This is a genomic window from Psychroserpens mesophilus, assembly GCF_050617655.1.
GTDB lineage: Bacteria > Bacteroidota > Bacteroidia > Flavobacteriales > Flavobacteriaceae > Psychroserpens > Psychroserpens mesophilus_A.
Map to the genome: position 1 here is coordinate 129209 of NZ_JBODQC010000003.1, position 25155 is coordinate 154363.

A 25155-nucleotide genomic window follows, 5' to 3' on the forward strand; every position below is an offset into this window, starting at 1 on the left:
TAGATACTCATGAAATATAAATCACAAAAGGTAGCGTATTGGTTTTTTGCCCTTTCAATGTTGTTATTTGGGCTTCAAATTGTATATGGTTTTATAATGGGATTTGCCCATGCAGGATTTGATGGACTGCATAATGCTATTCCTTTTAATACAGCAAGAGCAGTGCACACAAACTTATTAGTAGTTTGGTTGTTATCTGGATTCATGGGAGCGGCTTATTATATCATTCCCGAAGAAGCACAACGCGAATTAGTAAATGTTAAGTTGGCCTATGTACAATTAATTAGTTTAGCATTAGTTGGAGTAGTTGCAATTGTTGGGTATCATTTTAATTATTGGGAAGGACGTAAGTTTTTAGAAATCCCTAGACCTTTAGATTATTTAGTTGTTGTAAATGTCCTTTTGTTTTTAGGACTTATTTTAACAACATTATTTAAAGGAAAACGTAAAACAACAACAGCCTTAGTGCTTTCAATGGGATTATTGTTTGCGGCATTATTATACTTGCCAGGAATGTTGCCTTTTGATAGTCAAGTTAAAGATTCTTTCTTTAGGTGGTGGGTTGTTCACCTTTGGGTAGAAGGTGTCTGGGAATTAATTATGGGTGGTATTTTATCATTCTTATTAATCAAATTAACTGGTGTTGATAGAGAAGTTATTGAAAAATGGCTATATGTTATTGTAGGATTAACATTCTTATCTGGTGTTTTAGGAACTGGACATCATTATTATTATATAGGAGTGAATAAAATTTGGTTAATCGTTGGTGGTATTTTCTCAGCTCTTGAACCTTTAGCTTTCTTGGCCATGGCATTATTTGCTGTTAATATGTACAGAAAAGGTGAGAAGAAACATCCTAACAAATTAGCTCTCTATTGGACACTTGGAGCAGCTATTGTATCTTTTATTGGTGCAGGATTATTAGGATTTGCTCATACATTACCACAAACAAATCTATATACACACGGAACTTTAGTTACAGCAATGCATGGTCACCTTGCATTTTGGGGAGCGTATGCCATGATTGTATTGGCGATTATTAGTTACAGTCTACCAAATATGACTGGAAGAAAACTCTATGAAAGTACCAGAGGACGTATGGCATTTTGGATGTCTAATATTGGGATGATAGGTATGACAGTTGCTTTTGGTGTTGCAGGTGTTGTTCAAGTATATCTAGAAAGAAAGTTGAAAATGGAATTTATGGAAGTGCAAAAAGAAGTTGAAATCCATTTTATTGTACTTATCATTTGTGCCACATTATTTATGACTGGTATTGTTTTATTTTTTGTTGATTTCTATAAACATGGAAGACCAACAGATGAAGCATTAGAAACATCATTTACAGACTAAAAATAAACTTAGAAAAAAATGAACAGACATATTTTTTGTTTCACCATAATAGTGTTAATGGCACTAAGTACTTATGCTCAAACTTTTGATTTGACAGCAGAACTTAGACCACGTTACGAAAACAAACATGGATTCGGAACTTTATTAAATACAGATGAAGATGGTTCAAATTTTGTGTCTCAACGTACACGATTAAATTTTGGATTTGTAAATGAAAAAATGGAATTCAAAGTCGTTTTTCAAAATGTTAGAGTTTGGGGAGATGTCAGTACTTTGTCTAGTGACGACAAAGCAACAGCATTACATGAAGCTTGGGCAACCTATATACTAAACAGTAAGATGTTTTTTAAGTTTGGTCGCCAGGAAATAGTTTATGATGACCATAGAATTTTTGGAAATGTTGATTGGGCACAACAAGCAAGAAGTCATGATGCCTTTTTGTTTAAATATGTGCCTAATGCCAATCATAAAATAGACATTGGTTTGGCTTTAAATTCAGATTCTGAATCGAATATTGACAACCTATATAGTAATGCTGCTGGATACAAATCATTTCAGTACGCATGGTATCATGGACGTTTTAATAAATTTGAATTGAGTGTTTTAGCTTTAAATACCGGAATTGAATATCTTGAGAATGAAGCAATGCCTAATGAAAAGCAAAGTATAGATTATATGCAAACCATTGGTCCAAGATTGACTTATGTGTCTGGTAAATTTAATGCTGATGCAACAGCATATTTTCAAACGGGAAAATCGTTAGACACTAATGTTAGCGCTTCTTATTTTTCAGGTAATTTAGGTTATAAAATAAGTGATAATTTTAATGTTGGTGTTGGAGCAGAATTCCTTTCAGGTAAAGATATGGATGATACAGATACTGATATAAAATCCTTTGCACCTTTATTTGGTACAAATCATAAGTTTAATGGTTTAATGGATTATTTTTATGTTGGTAACCACGCAAATAATGTTGGTTTGACTGATGTTTATGGGTCAATTTCTTATAAAAAGAATAAGTTTTCTGCTAAAATAATGCCTCACTTTTTCTCATCTGCAGGAAGTGTATTTAATGGCTTAGATAAAATGGATAACAATTTAGGAACAGAATTAGACCTGACAATTGGCTATAAATTAGCCAATGATATTCATTTAAATGCAGGATATTCCAATATGTTCGCAACAAATACAATGGAGGTTTTAAAAGGAGGAGATAAAGATGAAAACAATTCTTGGGCTTGGATCATGATTACGTTTAAACCAAAATTGTTTACGCATACAATACAAAAACAATAAATCTAGATAATTACATTTAAAACAACCAGAGTTTGATTTTTAAAAGAAAGTTTGACTCTGGTGTTTAATTCATAATAAACGAAAAATGAGTAAACCATTTTATCAGGCAGTTGGAAAGGAAATCACAGTTTTTGAACATGCCTACACATGTAAGATTCCTTTTTTATTGAAAGGACCAACAGGAACAGGAAAGTCTAGGTTTATTGAATTCATAGCTCACAAATTAGAGACAAAACTAATTACCATTTCATGTCATGAAGAGACCTCATCAACCGATTTAATTGGACGATTTATTATTAAAGGCGCAGAAACAATCTGGTTAGATGGACCATTAACAAAAGCTGTTAAAGAAGGTCATATATTGTATTTAGATGAAATTGCTGAAGCAAGACCAGATGTTATTGTTGCCATTCACTCCTTAACAGATCATCGTAGAGAACTATATATTGATAAGTTGGGTGAAACCATACAAGCGCATGAAAATTTTATGCTTGTAGCGTCATTTAATCCAGGATATCAACGTGGCTTTAAAGAATTAAAACCTTCAACCAGACAACGCTTTGTGGCAATTTCTTTTGATTATCCTGAAGAAAAATTAGAAGCAGAGATATTAGTGTCTGAAACCAGAATTCAATTTGACATTGCAAAAAAATTAGTAAACATAGCAACTAAAATTAGAAACCTTACAGAATTAGGTCTAACTGAAACAGTTTCTACCAGGTTATTGGTGGATGCTGCTAAATTAATTCAAGCAGGTTTACCAAAACGATTAGCAGTACATGTTGCAGTTGTAGAGCCTTTAACAGATGATTTAGAAGTTATTCAGGCTTTAAAAGATTTAAGTGATTTAATGATATAGTATAGCAGCCAGTGCAAATTCTTCAATAGGCAGTAGACTATACGACAAACTGAAAATTAAAAATAGAGGAAATGTTTGAGTTTGAGCCAGATGAATATATTTTTACCAAGTTGGCTTTCTTTTTTAAAAAACGAAAAAGGAAAAAGAAAGCAGAACTTCAACATGCTGTATTTTTAAGTGATCTCAAACCTCGATTGACTATTTTTGCTCGTGCTATTACTGGTGAAGCAATTGAGATATTTGAAGCTGAAAGAGAAGGTGGTTATAGAAACAATAACTTTTTTTTACCTTCAAAATTCTATGATTTTTCTACCATAGACGAGAATGTTTCTTTTCTTCTGTTTAGAATATTGTACCTGTCAATTCAGAAGAATTTAGACTTGAACTGGAAGGATAATGTAGAGCATGATCTTCAGGAATCTCAACAAAAAGCTGAAGAAACGTCTACAAAAGTGCTTCAGAGTTTATTTGAACAATTTCCAATAGCTAAACATCATTACAACACTTTTATTTCGCATTATAGAAGTAAAGAAACCCCTAAGCTACCTGCAGATTATTCCTTTATCTATGGAAAATGGATGAAAGATACTCTTAATAATGATGTTAATAATCCTTTAGAAAACTTTACCGATAAGGTTAAAGAAACTAATCAAAACCTAGCAAAAACAATTATTAAATCTAAGGCGGTTGAAGAAATTATCTCAGTTCAACTAGATCAAAAGCAAATGGATGACGCTGTATTGCAACATCAGTTTGAAAAGGTAGAAACAGCAGAAGAATTTGGTGGAAATTTTAGAGACATGGATGGTGATGATGATCTTGAAGACCATTCAAATGCGTTAGATGAAGTTAATATGAAACATACAGTTCGTGTAGATGATACTGCGCATTCTGTATATCAGGCCGAGTTTACAGAGAATACTACTATTGCAGAAAGTTCTAAACAGGATGGTTCGGGATATCATATCACTTATGACGAATGGAATTATGCTGATAGGCGTTATAAAGAAGATTTTTGTAAAGTTTATCCAAAAACTCAGTCGCAAACAGATGTGAGTTATTATAAAAAAACCTTAAACGATAATAGATCTACCTTAGTTGGTCTACGAAAAATGCTAACAACAGTTAACAATAAATATCAGCAGCAACGACGACAAATGCAAGGTGAAGAGTTTGATATTGATGCCATAACCGATCTGTTTATAGACGTGAAATCTGGACATACACCTTCAGAAAAAATTTACATGTCTAAACGAAAAAAAGAAAAAGACTTATCAATAGTTCTACTTCTAGATGTGAGCTTGTCTAGTGATGGTTATACAGCAGGAAATCGAGTAATCGATGTAGAAAAGCAGGTCTCTATTTTATTTGGTGAAATTTTAAACGAATTTAATATTGATTTTTCTATCAATTGTTTTTATTCAAAAACACGAAATCATTCTACATATTTAACGCTTAAAGGTTTTGATGATGATTGGAGTACTTCAAAATACAGAGTAGGAGCAATACAACCAAGTGGTTACACTAGAATTGGTGTTGCGTTGCGTCATTCTGGAGCTTTGTTAGATAAACGAGATACCAAAAACAAATGGGTAATTTTAATTTCTGATGGTAAACCAAACGATTATGATAAATATGAAGGTAAATATGGCATTAATGATGTTAAGCAAGCTTTACGAGAATTAAATGAACGCCAAATCAACTCCTATGCTTTGGCCATTGAAGCACAAGCTAAATATTATTTGCCGCAAATGTTTGGACAAAATCATTACCAAATTCTTACTACTCCAGTTGAATTGCTTCAATCTTTAGTAAAACTGTATGAAAAAATTAAACATCAAAGTTAAGGTCGTATAATAAAGTAAATAGTTAGAAAATGACATTACAAGAAAAAATTATCAAGCTTAAAAAAGAAAAAAAGGCTGTGATTTTAGCGCATTATTATCAAAACCAAGACATTCAAGATATTGCAGATTACGTTGGTGATAGTTTGGGTTTGTCACAACAAGCTGTTAAAACCGATGCCGATATTATTGTATTTGCAGGTGTACATTTTATGGCAGAAACAGCAAAAATTTTAAATCCAAATAAAATAGTTGTTTTGCCAGACTTAAATGCAGGCTGTTCCTTAGCAGATTCTTGTCCTTCAGATACTTTTGAAAGTTTTACAAAATCACACCCTAATCATACAGTTATTACCTATATAAATTGTAGTGCAGAAGTAAAAGCACTAACAGATATTGTTTGTACCTCGTCTAATGCACTTAAGATTGTAAATTCTATTCCTAAAAATAAGCCAATAATTTTTGCTCCAGATAGAAATTTAGGAAGATATATTATGAGCCAAACAGGTAGAGAGATGTTATTATGGGATGGTAGTTGTGTTGTGCATGAAGCTTTTTCTATAGAAAAGCTAATTGAGTTGCATAAAAAGTATCCAAATTATCTCATTATTGCACATCCAGAATCTGAAGCACATATTTTAAAGATAGCCACCTACATTGGTTCTACTGCTGGAATGATAAATTATGTAAAAAAAAATCAAGACAAAGGGTTTATTGTTGCTACTGAAGCTGGTATTTTACATAAAATGAATCAGGAAGTTCCAAATGCAGAACTAATTCCTGCTCCAGCAAAAGAAGACAATACTTGCGCATGTAGCGAATGTGCTTTTATGAAAGTAAATACATTAGAGAAACTGTACAAGTGTTTAAGAGATGAAAATCCTCAAATACATGTTTCTGAAGAGGTTATAAAAAAAGCATTAGTTCCGATTCAGCGCATGTTAAAATTATCCGCACAAAATGATTAAAACCAGTTTTTTAATAATAGGAGCAGGTGTTGCAGGACTTACTTTTGCTGTTAAAATGGCAGAAAAATTTCCAAATAAAAGAATTATTATCGTAACAAAAGGGAATGAAGATGAATCAAACACTAAGTATGCTCAGGGAGGTGTAGCTGTTGTTTTAGATAATGAAGCCGATTCTTTTAACCAACACATACAAGATACTCTTGTAGCTGGAGATGGTTTATGTGATCCTTTAGTTGTAGAAATGGTTGTAAAAGAAGGTCCTAAACGGCTTATGGAACTTATAAATTGGGGAGCAAATTTTGATCTAAATGCCAAAGGTAATTTTGATTTGGGAAAAGAAGGTGGTCATTCTGTATACAGAGTTGTTCATCACAAAGATATTACAGGCTTTGAAATTGAGAAAACGTTATTACTACGCGTACATCAACTTTCTAATATTAGTTTGATGTCTCATCACTTTGCCTTAGAGTTAATCACAGAACACCATCTAAAAATTAAAGAAACTAAAGTATTATCATGCTATGGAGCTTATGTTTTAAATCAAAAAACAGGAAATATTATTACAATTAAATCTGAAAACACCATATTGGCAACTGGAGGAATAGGAACCGTTTATGGTCATACAACAAATCCTAGTATAGCCACGGGAGATGGTATTGCAATGGCATACAGAGCAAAGGCAAAAATTGAAGATATGGAGTTTGTTCAATTTCATCCTACAGCGCTTTATAATGCAGAAGGAGGAACTTCATTTTTAATTTCTGAAGCAGTAAGAGGTTTTGGAGCGTATTTAAAAAATAAAAGTGGACAGCGGTTTATGTTGGATTATGATGCTCGTGGAGAATTGGCTTCTAGAGATATTGTTTCACAAAGTATCGACTCCGAATTAAAAAAATCTGGTGACTCACACGTCTTTTTAGATTGTACTCATTTAGATAGCAAAGCTTTTAAAAAACATTTTCCAAATATATACAAACACTGTCTTGAAAATCATATAGACATCATTAAAGACTGGATTCCTGTCGTTCCAGCTGCACATTATTTATGCGGAGGAATTGTTGTTGATAAACATGGAAAAACGTCTATTAACAATCTATTTGCTTGTGGTGAGTGTACTAAAACTGGTTTGCATGGTGCAAATAGATTGGCTTCAAATTCATTATTAGAAGCTTTAGTTTATGCTCATAATATTTTTAAATATGTAAGTGTCAACACACCAAAAGCAAATGATTTTTTAATTCCTGTATGGAATGATAAAGGAACACATATTCCTAAAGAACATATTTTAATAACACATAATCTTAGCCAACTTCAAGCATTAATGCGTGATTATGTTGGAATTGTAAGAAGTAATAATCGATTAACAAAAGCTAAAGATCGTTTAGAATTTATTTATAGAGAAATTGAAGATTTGTATAAAAAATCTACTATTACGCCTTCACTATGTGAGTTAAGAAATATGATTAATGTAGCTCACTTAATTATTTGTCAATCAATAGAAAGAAAATATAATAAAGGTGGCTTCTATAAAATTGATAATTAAAATGAAAACAACAACCATTAATTATAAAAACATTTACTATCCTCCAGGAGGAATTTTAATGTGGATTATTATATTCCTTGAGTTATTTACTTTTGGTATTGCCTTAATAGCTATGGCATATTACGGGAATCAAGAGCCTGAAATATTTCATGATTCTAGTTTAAAACTTAATAAAACGATTGGGATGATTAATACCATGTTTTTGTTGACTAGTGGTTATTTAATGGCAATTTCAGTAGCGCAATTAAAGAAAGGTAACCTTAAAAAATTTGAAAAAATTCTGCTTTTAACGATGCTTTTCGGACTCTTGTTTTTAGGATTGAAAAGCTTTGAATATTATGAAAAAATTGGTGATGGACTCGACATTAACTACAATACCTTTTTCTCGTTCTATTGGATGCTTACTTTGTTTCATGTAATCCATGTCATTGTCGGTTTGGTGATTTTAACCTCTGTTTATTTTGGATTAAGAAAAGAAAATTCTCACACAAGCATTGAAGATGTCGAGGCTAGTGCTGCCTTTTGGCACATGTGTGATTTAATTTGGATATTACTTTTTCCTGTTATTTATTTACTGTTTTGATATGAATATAAACACAAACTTAACCTGGATAGCTTTAATCGTACTTACAATAGTTTCAGCTTTGGTTTCTAAACTAAATAGCAATTATATCATGCTGATAATTTTAATATTATCTTCTTTGAAATTCTTAGGTATTGCCTTTCAATTCATGGAATTGAAAAAAGCACATGTCTTTTGGAAAACAACGATTGTAAGTTTTTTAATCGTTTTTGTGACATCAATTGTATGGGTTGTATCTTAGTTGAAGATTTAATTACTTCCAAAATTCATCATCTAGTTTATCTTCGAAACGTTCTTCTGGCTGATGAATGATTTCAATTTGTTTTAATTGTGTTTCAGTGGCTACCTTTTGAATCTCTGGAAAAAGAACACGCTCTTCAAATCTAATGTGCTTTTCTAATTCCTCTTCAATTTTACTAAGTGTTTTAGTGTCATTTTCAGTTTCAGAAAACAAACGTTTTAAACGTCTGTGTTCGGCTAACGCTCGTTTGATGAGTTCATGATCTGGTTTTAAAATAGGAAATATATGAGCTTCTTCAATTTCAAAATGAGGAATGAGATGATTCTCAAAAAACCAGTTGGCATAAGTTCTCATGCGTTCTGGTTCGATGTTCTTATTAAAGCCAGTTCGAATTTTCCATGATAATAATAAACCATGATGATGCTCTCTGCTTAAGGGTTGTAAAGCTTTATGTCGTTTTTGTGGTTTGTGAGGCATGTGTTTTATGTTTAATAGTGTTTAAAAGTATGAGTGAAACTCCAAGAGGTAGAAGAATACTACTTAGAAATAACACCAAATAATAATTTGAAAGTAGTCCGCTTCCGAAGTAAAATTTTATGCCTTGAATTAGCAAAATAGTTTCGGTTAAAACAAATCCTATGAGAAAGCTGTAAACACCTAAGCTTGAAATCTTATTAAAAGTTATCAAATTATTTTTCAGTATAAAAGCAAATAAAAATCCGGTAATAACACCTAACATGAGTAAATGAATAAAACCTATTACAAAATTACGATGAAGGTATAAGTCTTCAGCAAATTCTGGAATGATAGAGACCACTTGCAATATGGATTTAACAACCAAACAAAAAATAGCAAATTTCAAACTATAGACCAAAAGTTTAGAAGACGAATTGTGAAAATCTTTAATTTGAGAAGTTATAAGTTTAAAAAAATAGAAAATGGCAAATACCTGTAAAACTACTCCTAAAGCATTGATTATTATAAGTGCTAAATGTGGAGCAAACCATTGAACAGGCATAGCTAAAGTGAGTATTGTTGAAATCACTAAAAGTTTAAAAAAGCGTCTGAACAATGGACTGTCCTTTATGTTTAGCAAATGAAAAAAGATGGCAATTACAGCACATAAAAACCAACCATTAAACTGAAAATGTAAAAAGTGCTGAATGGCAATCTGATAAAACGCTGAAGCTTTGCCTAAAAGCCCTACTGCTGGACCTAAACACCACACACCCAATGTTGATAAGAGCATCAATAGAAGGGAAGCTCTTAATAGTAAAGTTGTAACTTTAGATTTGGTGTTGTGATGTTTCCATATCAAATACACAAAATAGTAACTGCATAAAATGTGTAAGGTTGAAAATGTAATTGAAACAGCACCATAACCTTGAAACGGGAAACTCAACATCATTCCTATGACAGCAAACTGTGTAAACCAAAATAATCGGTTATATATTGCTTTTTTTTCGGGAACAAAATAGTGAACGATACATACGTAAAGCATTAAATATACCCAACCTAACATAGCAACATGAGAATGTGCATGTGTTAGAAAACGATAGTTAATGCCTATAGCATCTACAAAAGAAAATCGCAATGCTAAACCCATTAAAGCAGCTACTAAAAAATTTAGAAGGCAAACAATGACAAGCTTTTTCTGCATTTGATATCTATATAAATATACGATTAAAGGTATAAAAAAAAGAACACTTCTCCTGGTTTAAAATAATGTAACTCCTGTTGTTTCCCTCGTAAAAAGAACAGTGATTACAGTAGGTTAAGTAACTCAAGAGAAGTGTAACTTCGACTTAAAACCAATCTGCTAAATCTATCAACTAAATAATTTTTCCAGTTTTATAGCTTCTGGAAAAAGAATATTATTTTCTAAATGAATATGTAAGTGTAAATCTTTTTCAAATTCTTCGAGCATTGCAAAAGTAACTTTGTATGTATTACAAGCATCAGCAGGTGGATTGTAATAATCTGTAAGTTCTGCAATTTTTCTAAAGCGTTCACCTTCATTATCATGTTCATCCTTCATCATATCTATCGGGTTTTCTACAGTGCCAAACTGAGGCGGTTTCACAGCACCACAATTTATTTTAGCTTTTACAAGCTGCTTTATAAATGGAAAAAGAATAAGCTCTTCTTTTTTCATATGTGACGCTAAATCACCTGCAGAGCCTGTAAATAACTCATTAATTTTAAATAATTCAGGATGACGTTCACCATGTACTCGACATAATTTGTCTAAAAACTGTCGTAGAACAGGCGTTTTTTCTTCAATGTATCTGTGATGTTTCTTTTCGATATAGTCTATTAACAAATCTAAAGGCCACGATTTATAATCAATAGTTTCACCATGCTTTTCGTTTAAAATGCTATTAATTTCTTCCATGAGCATATTGCTGTCAATGCCTTTTTTATCACAGGCTTCTTCAACAGTTCTGTTACCATTGCAGCAAAAATCAATTTTGTATTTTGAAAAAACTGCTGCTGTTCTGTAATCTTCTGCAACAAAATGCCCAATCTCTTTTTTTGTGTTTTTATCTAATGTTATCATAATATAATTTAATTCGGATATTTTTATCCTATTTATGTTCAATTTTTTTTAAACCTTTAAAAAAGCATCTCCATTTTTAATACCAGTTGACAATTCTTCTAAATTTGTAGTTTCTAACATATGCCTTAAACCGTTTCGTATAGATTTGAATTTATCGTGCATTGGGCACGGATGATCTTCATTACATTCTCTTAAACCCAAACCGCAGCCCAAATAAATATCGTTGCCATCTATGGCTTCAACAATTTGAGATAATTTAATGGTGGCAATTACTTCCTTGTCTATTTCGAAACCACCATAAGCTCCTTGTACAGATTTAATGATTTTATGCCTTACTAAATCTTGTAGAATTTTTGCAGTAAAAGCTTGAGGAGAATCAATTTCTTTTGAAATCTCCTTTGGACTTACTCGTCTTCCTTCACGAGAATTTTTAGCAATAAATATTGATGCTCTAATTCCGTATTCACATGCTTTAGAAAACATAGATTGTTATTTTGTACAAATATCTGAAATTTTTTTTAAATAAGAGTCAATTGTCTTATTTAAAATTAAAATGTTAAGCATAATTTATAATTCCTTAACTATTTTTAAGTTCAAAAAGCAGTATTTTTATATGGCTATGAAACAGATAAAAAACATTAGAAAAGGGTTTATCTTCAAACCTTATGAAATACTCAATCAATCTCCTTTTGAAAAACTCTTTGAAATTTTTAAAGAACTAATTACACATACCTCTGGAGATTTTGATGAAGCTATTTCTTGGCTTCGAGAATTAGATAAAGAGTATGAGTTAACAACTTCAGAGTATACTATCAATGATTTCATCGAAGATCTTAAAAAGAAAGGCTATATAAAAGAAGAAATAGATTCTGAAGGAAACGGAGGAATGGCAATTACAGCTAAAACCGAGCGTGCTATTAGACAGCAGGCATTAGAACATATTTTCGGGAAAATAAAACGTAGCAGACAAGGAAATCACAAGAGTAAAAGTCCTGGAATAGGAGATGAGCATACTGGAGATTTTAGAAGCTATCAGTTTGGTGATGCTCTAGATAAAGTATCTATGACTGAAAGTTTACGTAATGCTCAAATCAATCATGGAATAGGTGATTTCAATATCACTGAAGACGATTTAGTGGTTGAAGAAACTTTACATAAGTCTCAAATGAGTACGGTTTTGATGATTGATATTAGTCATAGTATGATTTTATATGGTGAAGACCGAATCACTCCAGCAAAACGAGTCGCCATGGCTTTGGCAGAATTAATCACCACGCGTTACCCAAAAGATACTCTGGATATTATTGTCTTCGGAAATGATTCTTGGCAGATTAAAATTAAAGATTTGCCTTACCTTAAAGTTGGTCCTTATCATACTAATACAGTTGCAGGTTTGCAATTGGCAATGGATTTACTCCGAAGAAAACGCAACACAAACAAACAGATTTTTATGATAACAGATGGTAAGCCAAGTTGCTTACGATTATCAGACGGACAATATTACAAGGATAGTAATGGATTGAATCCTTACATCACTAATAAGTGTTATGCCATGGCTCAACAAGCCAGAAAATTACACATTCCAATTACCACCTTTATGATTGCTCAAGACCGATACCTGATGCAATTTGTTCAGGAATTTACCAGAGCCAATCAAGGAAAAGCATTTTATACAGGCTTAAAAGGCTTAGGTGAAATGATTTTTGAAGATTATGAAACAAATAGAAAAAAAAGAATTAAAGGATAATATGAAAATAGAAACTATAAAAACTCTAGGAGATTTAAAAAAAGCAGGTTACCAATCAAAACCTATAAAAGATGAATTAAGAGACAATTTGATTCAGAAAATAAAGAATAAAGAAACCGCATTTGAAGGTGTTCATGGTTATGAAAATACTGTAATTCCAGAATTAGAACGCGCCATATTATCCAGACATAACATTAATTTATTAGGCCTTCGTGGTCAGGCAAAAACACGTTTAGCACGTTTGATGCTCAATCTCTTAGATGAATACATTCCTTACGTTAAAGGTTCAGAAATTAACGACGATCCTTTCAATCCAATTTCGCGCTTTGCTACAGAATTGATTTCAGAACAAGGAGACGATACACCTATTGCATGGTTGCACAGAAGTGATCGTTTTGCTGAAAAACTAGCCACTCCAGATGTGACAGTTGCCGATTTAATTGGAGATGTCGATCCTATTAAAGCCGCTAATTTAAAATTAAGTTATGCTGATGATCGTGTGATTCACTATGGCATGATTCCTAGAGCTAACCGCTGTATCTTCGTTATTAATGAATTGCCAGATTTACAAGCCAGAATCCAAGTGGCTTTATTTAATATTTTACAGGAAGGTGATATTCAAATTAGAGGGTTTAAGTTGCGTTTACCTTTAGATGTTCAGTTTCTTTTTACTGCAAACCCTGAAGATTATACCAACAGAGGAAGTATTGTTACTCCTTTAAAAGACCGAATTGGGAGTCAGATTTTAACACATTATCCAGTCGATATAGAAACAGCAAGATTAATCACTGAGCAAGAAGCTAAATTGGTTGAAAGCCAAAAAGCCACTGTCATTGTTCCAGATTTAGCCAGAGATTTACTGGAGCAAATTGTATTTGAGGCTCGAGAAAGCGAATATATTGATGCTAAAAGTGGTGTAAGTGCCAGATTGAGTATAACCGCTTTAGAAAATCTGTTAAGTACTGCCGAACGCAGAGCTTTAATAGCTGGAGATACAACAACAATGCTTCGGTTAAGTGACTTTGTAGGTATTATTCCTGCAATTACAGGGAAAGTTGAATTGGTTTATGAAGGTGAACAGGAAGGTGCAGCTGTTGTTGCCTATAATTTAATTGGTGAAGCTGTAAAAAGTTTGTTTCCAGAGTTTTTTCCGAAGATAGAAAAATTAAAAAAAGAAGATGAAGAAACACCTTATGACGACCTTGTATCTTGGTTTTTTAACCAGAAAGATGGCTTTGAAATCTTAGACGATTTACGTGATAAAGAATACAAGAATTTGCTGGATGCTATTTCACCATTAGACGATTTACTTGGTGAATATCAGCCAAATATTAACAAGGCAGAAAGTTATTTTGTAAAAGAATTTGTGCTTTGGGCTTTAGTAGAATTTAAACAGCTAAGTAAATACAGGTTTACAGAAGGCATTCAGTTTAAAGATCCTTATGGTAGTTTTATAAGTGGATTGTAATTTCAGTAACCTAAGGTTTATTGTTTTGTCATTTTACTTTTGTTCTTTCTGATTTGTTTTGGCTTTAACCACAATAAAAAACCGCTAAAGGATATAAATAATAAGCCTAATGAGATTATTGTAGAGTAAAATAATTTTGTCGATTTCCCATCAGAATTGAAAAGATAGCCTACAATTGAGCCATCGTGAATCATTTCAATAATATCAGCAGTTCTTGTTTTTTTAGAAATAATGGTACCAGTATAGCAATCGATTTGTAATTCGGTAAAGTGGTCTTCAAATCGTACTTTAGCGATGCCTTTTCCAGGTCTGTAATCTATTCTGTTGATTTCTTTCGATAGATTTAAACTGTCAACATAACTAATGGCTTTTTGTTCAATTTCAGCAAGAGAAATTAATGTTTTTCCGTTTGATGTTGCGTGTAAAGCAGATGGTTTTAGTCCTAATTCGTCTTTCCATGTTAGTAACAAACCAGTAACACTCATAATTACAATAAACAAGAGCAATACAACAGCCACAAAACGATGCCATTTACGGTACCAACGTGTAGATTTTGCTAAAGATTTATTTTTGTTTTTCACAGAATTGAATCAGCTGCGAAACTAAAAAAAATGGAGTTGAAATCGTCTTAAAGAGACGTTAATACTGGCAAAATTTTAATGTTATCTACTTTTAATATTAGCATCACAAAGACGAATGATTTCAATAATTCGCTTTTGACGAGTGGTTTTTCGCTTGGCTTGATTAAGCCAATACAAATAAGCTTTTTTGTATGAAGGTGCAAAATTAGTATAGTTATAGAACGCTCTAGGATTTTTATCAAAAGCTTGTTGTAATTCAATGGGAATAATGCCTTTTTCAACATCATCTAAGGCATTCCAGCTGCCATTTTGTTTTGCGATTTCAATTTTTAATAAACCACTTTTGTGCATGAGTCCAGTTTTGCTTAGTTCTGTGATGTAGCTTTTATTTAAAGCACTCCAAACACTTTTATCGTTTCTCTGGCAAAAATATTGTCTGCGCTTTCCGTTGCCTAAACTTTTAACGGTAGAATCAATCCAGCCAAAGCAAAGAGCGACTTTAACAGCTTCTTCCCAGCGCATAGATGGGTTGTTGTGATCAACTTTATAAAATATTAAATGAACCCCTTGTGAGAGCTGATGGTTGTCATGAAGCCATTCTCGCCATTCGATATCTGTTTCAAAATAAAGTGTTTCTAAATCTGGCATGTATTATTTCATTATTATTCTTTCTTATAGTTAAAGGTCACAATTTGAATATCTCCTTCTTTATTTTCGATATCAACATACACATTCATTTCATTATCATTTACTTTTTCAAAGGTCATACCTTCAAAAATAACTCTGTTTTTGGTAATTTCTTTTAAAGGAAAATCGACAGTTTCATTTTTAGTTTCCCAGCCTTTTAAGTCATTATCAAAGTGTTTTAATTGAAGTACTAATGAGTTTTCAATTTCTCTTATGATTTCAATTTCATAAAAAGACACCTTTCCGTCATTGATAAGTTTAAACGTTGCCATCATTGAGCCTCCAGATGGTTCGCTCCAGTTCTCTTCTGTCTGACCACCAAAGGCTTCACCTTTCCAGTTACCTGCAATCCAGGCGCAATTTTCCAGCTTAGGTTCTAGTTTTTCTTCTTTACTGGTTGCATCAAAAGGAGCATTTAAATCACCTGCAATTAATAGTTTATCATTAGTATCATTTGTTGCTAATCGAGTAATTTGAGAGATGTTTTGATGTGATAAATCGGCTACTTTCTCCCAATTAATATTTTTTTGAAGTCTGAATTTGTAGAGTGTATTCCCTTGTCCTGAAAGTATGGTATTTTCATCCAGCCAGCAGATATCTTCTACACCTTCAAGTGTATTTGTAATCACTTTTATCTCTCCAGTTTCGGGATGTAATGATTTAATTTGCCATTGTTTTTCATTTTCTTTTGAAATATAACTCACTAAGTCTGAATTTGGAATTTTATGAAAAGACCTGCCAACGCTCGTCGCATATTTTCTGCTTTTACCATCCAGGAGATTGGTAATATATAAGTTCAGGTCATCTTCTTCAATAACGGCAGAAACGATAGTATATGCATCATACCATGTGTAATAAGCTACAACTAAATCTTTAATGAGTTCAGTAGATGCTCCATTACTTACAGTGTAACTGTATAATCGTTGCTTACCGTCTTTATCTAATCGGACTGCAGAAATGTCATTTTTTTTTGGATTTTTGAGAGGTGTGTATTCTCCACCTTCGGTAGAATTTATCCAAATTTTAGAGTCATTATGTGTGTCGTATTTAACAATATCTGTTTGCCCATTTCTGGTTGAAGCAAAAAGAATGTATCTGTCATTTAGAAAAGAAGGTTGATTGTCATAGCCTTCATTATGAGATATGTTTTTAGGATTTTTAATTTCAATTTTGGAATGATTGGCTTCTAAATCAAATAAAAAAATTTCAGTATTAGGTTGAGCATTGAGAGTAATGAAAACACCACAAAACGTTAGGAGAATAACAATTGATTTCATAAATAATGATTTAGGTTAAAGATATAAAAGATTTAATGGTGATGTATAAAAATTTGCTTAATTAGATTTTATTACTACATTTGTAGTATTAAAACTATAATTGTGGATATAAAACAGTTGAATAAAACAGAATTGCAGATTATGAAATATTTGTGGATTCTCAAAAAGGGATTTATGAAGGATATTGTGGAACAATTTCCTGAACCTCGACCAGCTTATACTACTATATCAACACTTTTAAAGCGTATGTGTGATAAAAATTACATTGGTTTTGAACGATTAGGAAGAGATAAGCAATACCATCCTATTTTGAAGAAAAATGATTATTTCTCAACTCAAGTCAATGGAATGATTACGCATTTCTTTAACGATTCTAAATCACAATTTGCTTCATTTTTTACAAAAAATGCTGATTTATCAATGGAAGAATTAAAGGAACTTCAAGAACTTTTGCAACAGAAAATTAACGAAAAAAAGCACTAATGGTCAATTACTTTTTTTATACAATTATTAGTTTGGGTAGCGCGTATGTTGTGTATTACTTAGTCTTAAAAAAGCAAAAAACGTTTCAATTTAATCGATTTTTCCTTCTAGGAACATTACTTCTCAGCTTCATAGCTCCAATAATGGAGATTGATATTTTAGATACGATGCCGAGTATTACTCAAATTTCCTTTCAATCTTCGGAAGAAGTAATTGTTCCACATGAGATAATGCAAGGTATAACTGTAGCCGAAATTGAAAAGCCTGATTATTCATTATCTAATTTACTATGGTTTGTATATATCATCATATCAATGTGCTTTGTCTTTCGATTTCTAAAAAATGTATTTGAAATTTTTAAGCTAACCAGACAAAGTAATGGATGTATCGGACATCTTAAATTAGTTGACACTAACGATACTAAAAATGTCTCAAGTTTTTTTAATTATCTGTTTATCAATTCTGAAAGTTTAAAAGAAAAACGTTATTCAGATCCTATGATTCAACATGAACTTGTGCATTGCAATGAGTGGCATACCTTAGATATCATACTCATAGAACTAGTATTATGCCTATTCTGGTTTAATCCATTTGTATGGTTATACCGAAAAGTGATGGTTCAAAATCATGAATTTATTGCAGATAATAACACCGTAAGAACTGGAATTAATGTTGAAAACTATTCTCAACTGATTATTAATTCAAGTCATATGGAACACCGTGTTCCACTCACTAGCGGATTTAATTTCATTCAAATCAAAAACAGAATCATTATGTTGCATCAATCACAATCATCAGTATTAAAACGCACGTTAAAAATCACAGTAGCACTGCTCTTATTTTCAGGTATATTTATGTTCAGTTCATTTAAAAATTTAAGCGAACCACTAATAGTTGTTGTGGATGCAGCTCATGGAGGCAAAGATCCTGGTAATTTAAACGAAAAGGATATTGTACTTAGTATTTCAAATGAACTCGCAAAGTTAAGTGACAAAAATATTAAAATTATCACTTTAAGAACGGAGGATACATTTTTGACATTAAAAGACAGAGTTGATTTTGTCAACGCTCAAAATGCAGATTTAATCCTTAGCCTACATTGTAATTCTAGCAATAATACTGAAGCAAGTGGAGTAGAGGCTTTTTATTACGAAAAAAATGAATATCATAAGCAATCTATGAGTTTCAGTGAAATTTTAGTTAAAAATCAATTGCAAACCTTTTCTAACAGAGGAAAGGTTAAAAAAGCAGGCTTTTACATACTCAAAAATGTTAATTGTCCAGCAGTTGTTTTAGAACTTGGTTTTCTTACAAATGAAAATGATAGATCAATTTTAACGAATCATGACTATCAAAAAACAATCTCAAAGGCTATCCATAAAAGTTTAATAGACATCAGAAAGACTAGATAACAAACTTATTTTTAATTATAAAAAAAAGCCAATTCCGTTAGTGAATTGGCTTTTAGTATTTTTAAAATTAGAGCGTATCTAAATTTTAAAAACTAAACTGTCTTGTTGAGTACCAACTAAATATTTATGGCGTAAAGAAAGTGCTCAAACTGACAAATCAACTAAATATAATCTTAAAAGCAATATTTGTTTTCTGCTTTAACTTTTTCAGCAATCTCAATGCGTAAATCAACGATGTCTGGATAATTCTGGTATTTGGTAAAACGCTTAAGCCCCATTAACATCATGCGTTGTTCATCACCTTCAGCAAAAGAAATAATACTTTCTTTTCCTTTTTCTTCCACAATATCAACGGCATGGTATAAATATAATTTTGCCATTGCAATTTGTGCAGATTGTGATTCTTCACCAAAACGTTTCGCATTCTTTTCTGTCCTTAAAATTGCAGACTCAGCCATATAGATTTCAATTAAGATATCTGCAGCAGCTATCAATAATTGTTGGTGATCTTCTAGTTGTGGTCCGTATTTTTGAACAGCTCCACCAGCAACCATTAAGAACGTCTTTTTTAACTTCTTAATCATTTCTTTTTCTTCTGCAAATAATTCAGAATAATCTGGTGTATCAAAAGAAGGAATACCCATAAGTTCTTCTTGAACAGCTTGTGCTGGACCGAGTAAATCGACATGACCTTTCATGGCTTTCTTTACCAACATTCCAACAGATAACATTCTGTTAATTTCGTTTGTACCTTCATAGATACGAGCAATACGAGCATCTCTCCAAGCAGCTTCCATAGGTGTTTCTTCAGAAAATCCCATGCCTCCAAAAATCTGGATGCCTTCATCAGCACAATTTTGAACATCTTCAGAGACAGCTACTTTTAAAATAGAACACTCAATAGCATACTCTTCAACACCTTTCAGTTCAGCTTCTTGATGCGAATTTCCTGAAGCTTCACGAATAGCGATACGATCTTCAATATTTTTTGAAGCTCTGTATGTTGCAGATTCACCAGCATATGCACTAGCAGCCATTTCGGCTAATTTTGTTTTGATAGCACCAAAATCTGCTATAGGAGTTTTAAACTGTTTACGTTCGTTAGCGTAATTAACTGCAGTCGTTAAAATTCGTCTTTGAGAATCTAAACACGCAGCAGCTAGTTTAATACGACCAACATTTAATGCATTCATGGCGATTTTGAAACCTTCACCACGACCAGCTAACATATTTTCAACAGGAACTACAGTATCATTAAAAAACACTTGACGTGTAGAACTCGCTCTAATTCCTAATTTATGTTCTTCTTCACCTAAAGTAATTCCGTTGGGATTAGCTTTATCATATTCTACGATAAAACCAGTAATATTTTTGTCGTCTTCTATACGAGCAAAAACAATCATCAAGCTACAGAAACCTGCATTTGAAATCCACATTTTTTGTCCGTTAATCTTATAAGATTTGCCATCAGCGGAAAGTTGAGCAGTAGTTTTACCAGAATTAGCATCAGAACCAGCTCCAGGTTCAGTTAAACAGTAGGCTCCAAACCATTCACCTGTAGCTAACTTAGGAACGTATTTTTGTTTTTGTTCTTCAGTACCATAAAGTGTGATTGGCATTGTTCCAATTCCAGTATGAGCACCAAATGCTGTACTAAAAGAACCAGTTCCAGATGAAATATAATCACAGGTTAATACTGTCGAAACAAATCCCATTCCCAGACCAGCATAAGCTTCAGGAACAGCAACACCTAAAAATCCAAGTTCAGCAGCTTTTCGCATACATTCTTCTGTATATGCATAATCTTTAGCTTCGAATCTGTTTCTATGAGCTATAATTTCACGGTCATTGAATTCCATAACCGCTTCTTTCATCATTTTTTGTTCTTCTGAAAAATCTTCAGGAGTAAATACGTCTTCGCATTTTGTTTCTTTCACTAAGAATTGACCTCCACGCAGGATATCTTTTTCAGTTGCTTCCATTATATAGTATTTTATTAAGTTCTTTTTATTAGTTTAAAAATTCAAATATTCCACAGGCGCCTTGACCAGTTCCTACGCACATTGTCACTGCACCATATTTATTTTTCATATCGCGCTTGCGCATTTCATCGAATAACTGAACAGATAATTTTGCTCCAGTACATCCTAAAGGATGACCAAGTGCTATAGCACCACCATTAACATTTATGATGTCAGGATTCAAATCTAATTCTCTAATTACTGCAAGAGATTGAGAAGCGAATGCCTCGTTAAGTTCAATTAAATCTAAATCTGATTGCTGTAAACCAGCCTGTTTTAATGCTTTCGGAATGGCTTTTACAGGACCAATTCCCATAATACGAGGTTCAACACCAGCTGCTGCATAGCTTACTAAGCGAGCAATAGGTTCAATATTTAATTCTTTAACCATGTCTTCGCTCATAACCATAACAAAAGCTGCACCATCACTCATTTGAGAGGAGTTACCAGCAGTAACGCTTCCACCAGCAGCAAAAACGGCGCGCAATTTGGCTAGAGCTTCTTTACTGGTTCCGGCACGAGGTCCTTCATCTTTAGTTACAGTGTAGGATTTTGTTGCTTTTTTTCCATTATCATCGATGAATGTTTGATTGACAACGATAGGAACAATTTGATCCTGAAAACGGTTTTCAGCTTGTGCTTTAAGGGCTTTCATATGAGAATTATAAGCAAACTCATCTTGGTCTTCACGAGATACCTTAAATTGTTTGGCAACTGCTTCAGCAGTATTTCCCATTCCCCAATAATATTCCTCGTGACCTGCTTTTACAGTATCATAATTTAATTCTGGTTTGAAGCCTGTCATTGGGACAGAGCTCATACTTTCTGATCCACCTGCAATGATACAATCTGCCATTCCAGCTTGAATTTTAGCCGTTGCGATTCCAATAGTTTCAATTCCTGAAGAACAAAAACGATTTACAGTTACGCCAGGAACATCAACACTATTAAGTCCGATTAGAGAAATAAATCGTGCCATATTTAACCCTTGTGAGCCTTCTGGCATTGCATTACCAACGATAACATCATCAATTCTTGATACATCAAGATTAGGTAATTCTTTCATCATATGCTGAATGGTTTCAGCACCTAACTCATCGGCTCTTTTAAAACGGAACACGCCTTTTGGTGCTTTACCAACTGCTGTTCTGTATGCTTTTACTATATATGCTTGTTTCATGTTTTTAAAGCTTTTGGCTATTAGCTTTTAGCTATTAGCTTATATGGTTATTATATTTTGTGCCAATAGCGAATGGCTAAAGGCGAATAGCTTAGTAAATTTAATTACGTAATGGTTTTCCGGTTTTTAACATGTGCTGAATTCTTTCCAAAGTTTTACGTTCAGTACAAAGTGATAAGAATGCTTCTCGCTCAAGATCTAATAGATATTGTTCACTTACTAAAGTTGGTTCAGATAAATCACCTCCAGCCATTACATAAGCTAACTTGTTTGCTATTTTTTGATCATGTTCACTAATGTAGTGACTTGCTTCCATAGAATCGGTTCCAACCAAAAACATTCCTAAGGCTTGTTTACCAAGAACTTTTATATCTGTTCTTTTAACAGGTTGCGTGTATCCAGCATCTGCCATTAATTGAGCATGTGCTTTTGCTGTTGCTATTTGTCGGTCTTTATTAACAACAACTATATCTTTACCTTTCTGTAAAACACCTAAGTCATATGCTTCATAAGCAGACGTTGCTACTTTAGCCATACCAATGGTTAAGAAGTAATCTTGCAATACGTTTAATTCTACATCTCCTTTTCTGAAAGTGTCCTGAGCTCTTAAAGCCATTTCTTTAGAACCTCCACCACCAGGAATCACACCAACACCAAACTCTACAAGTCCGATATAAGTTTCGGCAGCAGCAACAACTTTATCTGCATGCATTGATAATTCACAACCACCACCAAGTGCCATTCCGTGAGGTGCTGCAATTGTTGGAATAGAAGAGTAGCGCATTCGCATCATACTATCCTGGAAATATTTGATTGCCATATTAAGTTCATCGTATTCCTGTTCTGCAGCCATCATAAAAATCATTCCGATATTTGCACCAACAGAGAAATTAGCAGCTTGATTACCAACAACTAATCCTGCAAAATCTTTTTCAGCAATATCAATCGCTTTGTTTAAACCTGCCAAGACATCTCCACCAATTGTATTCATTTTAGATTGAAATTCTACGTTAAGAATTCCATCTCCTAAATCTTCAACAACAACTCCAGAGTTTTTAAAGACTTCATTAGATCTTCTGATATTATCTAATATGATAAAGCTATCCTGACCAGGAATTTTTTCTTGTGTTTTCTTCGGAATGTCATAGGCATAAGTTGCGCCATCTTTAACTGTATAGAAAGAAGAACTTCCAGAGGCTAACATGTCATTAACCCATGCATTAGGTTCTAAACCTTCAGCTTTCATCATTTCAATTCCTTTTTTAACACCAATAGCATCCCAGATTTGAAAAGGTCCATGTTCCCATCCAAACCCTGCTTTCATGGCATCATCAATTTTGTATAAATCGTCTGTTATTTCTGGAATTCTATTTGAAACATAAGCAAATAATGCAGCAAAACTCTTTCTGTAGAATTCACCTGCTTTATCTTTTCCATTAACTAATATTTTAAAACGGTCAACGACCTTATCAACGGTTTTAGTTAATTCTAAAGTTGCAAATTTTGCTTTTTTAGAAGAACGGTATTCTAAGGTGTTTAAGTCAAGTGATAAAATTTCTGAAGTACCATCGTCTTTTCTAACCTTCTTATAAAAACCTTGTCCAGTTTTACTTCCTAACCATTTGTTTTCTGTCATAGTGTTGATAAAATCTGGTAGTTTAAATAGCTCCAGACGTTCATCTTTTGGGCAGTTTTCCCTAATGCCGTTGGCTACGTGAACCAGCGTGTCCAGACCAACAACATCAACGGTTCTGAAGGTTGCCGATTTAGGACGACCAATTACAGGACCTGATAATTTATCAACTTCTTCTATAGTTAGGTCTAAATCTTTAACGGTATGAAATAAACTCATAATGCTAAAGATTCCGATTCTGTTTCCAATAAAAGCAGGTGTGTCTTTTGCGACAACTGAGGTTTTTCCTAAGAATTTTTCGCCGTATTCATTCAAAAAATCTAAAACGGATTGTTCAGTTTTTGGACCAGGAATGATTTCGAATAATTTTAAGTATCGCGCTGGATTGAAAAAGTGGGTTCCGCAGAAATGTTTCTGGAAATCTTCACTGCGTCCTTCACTCATGAATTTTATGGGAATACCAGATGTATTTGATGTAATTAAGGTTCCTGGAGTTCTGTGTTTCTCCAGCTTTTCAAATACTTGTTGTTTAATGTCGAGACGTTCAACAACAACTTCCATAATCCAATCTACATCTTTAACTTTGGCGATATCATCTTCAAGATTTCCTGTTGTAATGCGATTGGCAAAAGAGGGATGGTAAAGAGGTGCTGGTTTTGATTTAATAGAAGCACTAAGTGCATCATTAACTAAGCGGTTTCTAACAATTTTATCTTCAAGCGTTAGTCCTTTGGCTTTTTCCTTATCATTGAGTTCTCTTGGTACGATATCTAATAAAAGGACATCAACACCAATGTTTGCAAAATGGCAAGCAATACCACTTCCCATAATTCCCGAACCAATAATGGCTATTTTTTTAATTCTACGTTTACTCATCTTATTTTAAAATGTGTTCTTTTTAATTGTATATCTGTTTATTAGAAATCATGTTATTAATGATTTCTGTTACTTTATAAAAGTTTTTAAGCTCTTCTTCTGAAACATTATTTTTTATAGTCTCATTAAATTTGAGTACTTTTTCTTTAGCATATGCTCGTTTTTCTCTGCCAAATTCGGTTAAATAAATCAAGACGCCTCTTCCGTCTTCAGGATTGGGTTTTCGAATGATTAACCCTTTTTCTTCCATGGTCTTTAATGTACGAGACAAACTTGTAGCTTCCATTCCCATTTTCGGACCTAAAGAGGTCGAAGGTGTTCCATATTCAGGATCTATACTTAGCAAAGCAAAACCTGTTGCCATTGTTGTACCAAACTGAGAAGCTTCTTCGTTATACATTTTATTAACAGCTAACCAGGTAGTTCTTAAAATGTAATCAATGGTTTTATCTTTCATTTACAAAATTTGAATTCCAAATATACTAAAAAATACTATGCACGCATAGTATTTAAGAAAAAATTATGCATGCATAATATATGGTT

Annotated in this window: 23 protein-coding genes; 12 read left to right on the forward strand and 11 right to left on the reverse strand. The window is 32.9% G+C overall.

What is annotated here, in order from left to right:
• The first annotated feature begins 9 nt into the window (after positions 1-9).
• From ACRHNM_RS07345 to ACRHNM_RS07380, 8 genes are all read left to right on the forward strand, one after another.
• Entirely contained in the window at positions 10-1353 is a 1344-nt protein-coding gene (locus ACRHNM_RS07345) for a cbb3-type cytochrome c oxidase subunit I (RefSeq protein ID WP_431135175.1), read from the forward strand.
• Between the two features lie 18 nt (positions 1354-1371).
• Positions 1372-2649: an alginate export family protein gene (locus tag ACRHNM_RS07350; protein WP_431135177.1), complete on the forward strand. Its 1278-nt coding sequence runs from the start codon at positions 1372-1374 to the stop codon at positions 2647-2649.
• Between the two features lie 85 nt (positions 2650-2734).
• Positions 2735-3508 carry a CbbQ/NirQ/NorQ/GpvN family protein gene (locus tag ACRHNM_RS07355; RefSeq protein WP_431135179.1) on the forward strand — a complete coding sequence of 258 codons (774 nt, stop codon included), beginning with the start codon at positions 2735-2737 and terminating at the stop codon, positions 3506-3508.
• A 71-nt stretch (positions 3509-3579) separates the two neighbouring features.
• Positions 3580-5355 carry a nitric oxide reductase activation protein NorD gene (locus tag ACRHNM_RS07360; RefSeq protein ID WP_431135180.1) on the forward strand — a complete coding sequence of 592 codons (1776 nt, stop codon included), beginning with the start codon at positions 3580-3582 and terminating at the stop codon, positions 5353-5355.
• A gap of 29 nt (positions 5356-5384) precedes the next feature.
• Positions 5385-6320 carry a quinolinate synthase NadA gene (nadA, locus tag ACRHNM_RS07365; RefSeq protein WP_431135182.1) on the forward strand — a complete coding sequence of 312 codons (936 nt, stop codon included), beginning with the start codon at positions 5385-5387 and terminating at the stop codon, positions 6318-6320.
• A complete protein-coding gene (gene nadB, locus ACRHNM_RS07370) occupies positions 6313-7863 on the forward strand; it encodes an L-aspartate oxidase (protein ID WP_431135183.1) in 1551 nt (516 codons plus the stop codon). The genes nadA and nadB overlap by 8 nt, the downstream gene beginning before the upstream one ends.
• A 1-nt stretch (position 7864) precedes the next feature.
• Complete coding sequence (locus tag ACRHNM_RS07375) at positions 7865-8446, forward strand: cytochrome c oxidase subunit 3 (RefSeq protein ID WP_431135185.1); 582 nt, start codon at positions 7865-7867, stop codon at positions 8444-8446.
• A 1-nt stretch (position 8447) separates the two neighbouring features.
• On the forward strand, positions 8448-8687 hold the full coding sequence (locus ACRHNM_RS07380; protein ID WP_431135187.1) for a cytochrome C oxidase subunit IV family protein: 240 nt from the start codon (positions 8448-8450) through the stop codon (positions 8685-8687).
• Between the two features lie 12 nt (positions 8688-8699).
• On the opposite strand, the gene ACRHNM_RS07385 is transcribed toward ACRHNM_RS07380, so the two are convergent.
• The 4 genes from ACRHNM_RS07385 to ACRHNM_RS07400 form a co-directional block, all read right to left on the reverse strand.
• Entirely contained in the window at positions 8700-9164 is a 465-nt protein-coding gene (locus ACRHNM_RS07385) for a hemerythrin domain-containing protein (protein ID WP_431135189.1), read from the reverse strand.
• Complete coding sequence (locus ACRHNM_RS07390) at positions 9136-10347, reverse strand: hypothetical protein (RefSeq protein WP_431135191.1); 1212 nt, start codon at positions 10345-10347, stop codon at positions 9136-9138. The genes ACRHNM_RS07385 and ACRHNM_RS07390 overlap by 29 nt, the downstream gene beginning before the upstream one ends.
• 168 nt (positions 10348-10515) lie before the next feature.
• On the reverse strand, positions 10516-11247 hold the full coding sequence (gene ric, locus ACRHNM_RS07395; RefSeq protein ID WP_431135192.1) for an iron-sulfur cluster repair di-iron protein: 732 nt from the start codon (positions 11245-11247) through the stop codon (positions 10516-10518).
• Positions 11248-11295: 48 nt separating this feature from the next.
• Entirely contained in the window at positions 11296-11730 is a 435-nt protein-coding gene (locus ACRHNM_RS07400; RefSeq protein WP_431135194.1) for an RrF2 family transcriptional regulator, read from the reverse strand.
• Positions 11731-11866: 136 nt separating this feature from the next.
• Here ACRHNM_RS07400 and ACRHNM_RS07405 point away from each other — a divergent pair, with 136 nt between their 5' ends.
• Together ACRHNM_RS07405 and ACRHNM_RS07410 are read left to right on the forward strand one after the other, a co-directional pair.
• On the forward strand, positions 11867-12994 hold the full coding sequence (locus ACRHNM_RS07405) for a vWA domain-containing protein (protein WP_431135196.1): 1128 nt from the start codon (positions 11867-11869) through the stop codon (positions 12992-12994).
• Between the two features lies 1 nt (position 12995).
• Complete coding sequence (locus ACRHNM_RS07410) at positions 12996-14462, forward strand: magnesium chelatase (RefSeq protein ID WP_431135649.1); 1467 nt, start codon at positions 12996-12998, stop codon at positions 14460-14462.
• A 17-nt stretch (positions 14463-14479) separates the two neighbouring features.
• On the opposite strand, the gene ACRHNM_RS07415 is transcribed toward ACRHNM_RS07410, so the two are convergent.
• The 3 genes from ACRHNM_RS07415 to ACRHNM_RS07425 form a co-directional block, all read right to left on the reverse strand.
• Positions 14480-15043 carry a PepSY domain-containing protein gene (locus tag ACRHNM_RS07415; RefSeq protein WP_431135198.1) on the reverse strand — a complete coding sequence of 188 codons (564 nt, stop codon included), beginning with the start codon at positions 15041-15043 and terminating at the stop codon, positions 14480-14482.
• 81 nt (positions 15044-15124) lie between these two features.
• Positions 15125-15691, reverse strand: a complete 567-nt coding sequence (locus ACRHNM_RS07420; protein ID WP_431135200.1) for a YdeI/OmpD-associated family protein — start codon at positions 15689-15691, stop codon at positions 15125-15127.
• Between the two features lie 14 nt (positions 15692-15705).
• Positions 15706-17007: a DUF6265 family protein gene (locus ACRHNM_RS07425; RefSeq protein WP_431135202.1), complete on the reverse strand. Its 1302-nt coding sequence runs from the start codon at positions 17005-17007 to the stop codon at positions 15706-15708.
• 102 nt (positions 17008-17109) lie between these two features.
• Between ACRHNM_RS07425 and ACRHNM_RS07430 the strand changes: the two genes are divergently transcribed.
• Positions 17110-17490 (forward strand): BlaI/MecI/CopY family transcriptional regulator, encoded by a 381-nt coding sequence (locus ACRHNM_RS07430; protein WP_431135203.1) that lies wholly within the window; start codon positions 17110-17112, stop codon positions 17488-17490.
• The gene (locus ACRHNM_RS07435; RefSeq protein WP_431135205.1) at positions 17490-18902 is read left to right on the forward strand and encodes an N-acetylmuramoyl-L-alanine amidase; all 1413 of its coding nucleotides are present in this window, start codon (positions 17490-17492) and stop codon (positions 18900-18902) included. The genes ACRHNM_RS07430 and ACRHNM_RS07435 overlap by 1 nt, the downstream gene beginning before the upstream one ends.
• Before the next feature lie 173 nt (positions 18903-19075).
• Here the strand turns inward: ACRHNM_RS07435 and ACRHNM_RS07440 are convergent, their stop codons facing one another.
• From ACRHNM_RS07440 to ACRHNM_RS07455, 4 genes are all read right to left on the reverse strand, one after another.
• Entirely contained in the window at positions 19076-20884 is a 1809-nt protein-coding gene (locus ACRHNM_RS07440) for an acyl-CoA dehydrogenase family protein (protein WP_431135207.1), read from the reverse strand.
• A 28-nt stretch (positions 20885-20912) separates the two neighbouring features.
• Positions 20913-22103, reverse strand: a complete 1191-nt coding sequence (locus ACRHNM_RS07445) for an acetyl-CoA C-acyltransferase (RefSeq protein WP_431135209.1) — start codon at positions 22101-22103, stop codon at positions 20913-20915.
• A 100-nt stretch (positions 22104-22203) separates the two neighbouring features.
• Complete coding sequence (locus tag ACRHNM_RS07450) at positions 22204-24612, reverse strand: 3-hydroxyacyl-CoA dehydrogenase/enoyl-CoA hydratase family protein (RefSeq protein WP_431135211.1); 2409 nt, start codon at positions 24610-24612, stop codon at positions 22204-22206.
• Positions 24613-24634: 22 nt separating this feature from the next.
• Positions 24635-25069 (reverse strand): MarR family winged helix-turn-helix transcriptional regulator, encoded by a 435-nt coding sequence (locus ACRHNM_RS07455; RefSeq protein ID WP_431135213.1) that lies wholly within the window; start codon positions 25067-25069, stop codon positions 24635-24637.
• Positions 25070-25155 lie beyond the last annotated feature (86 nt).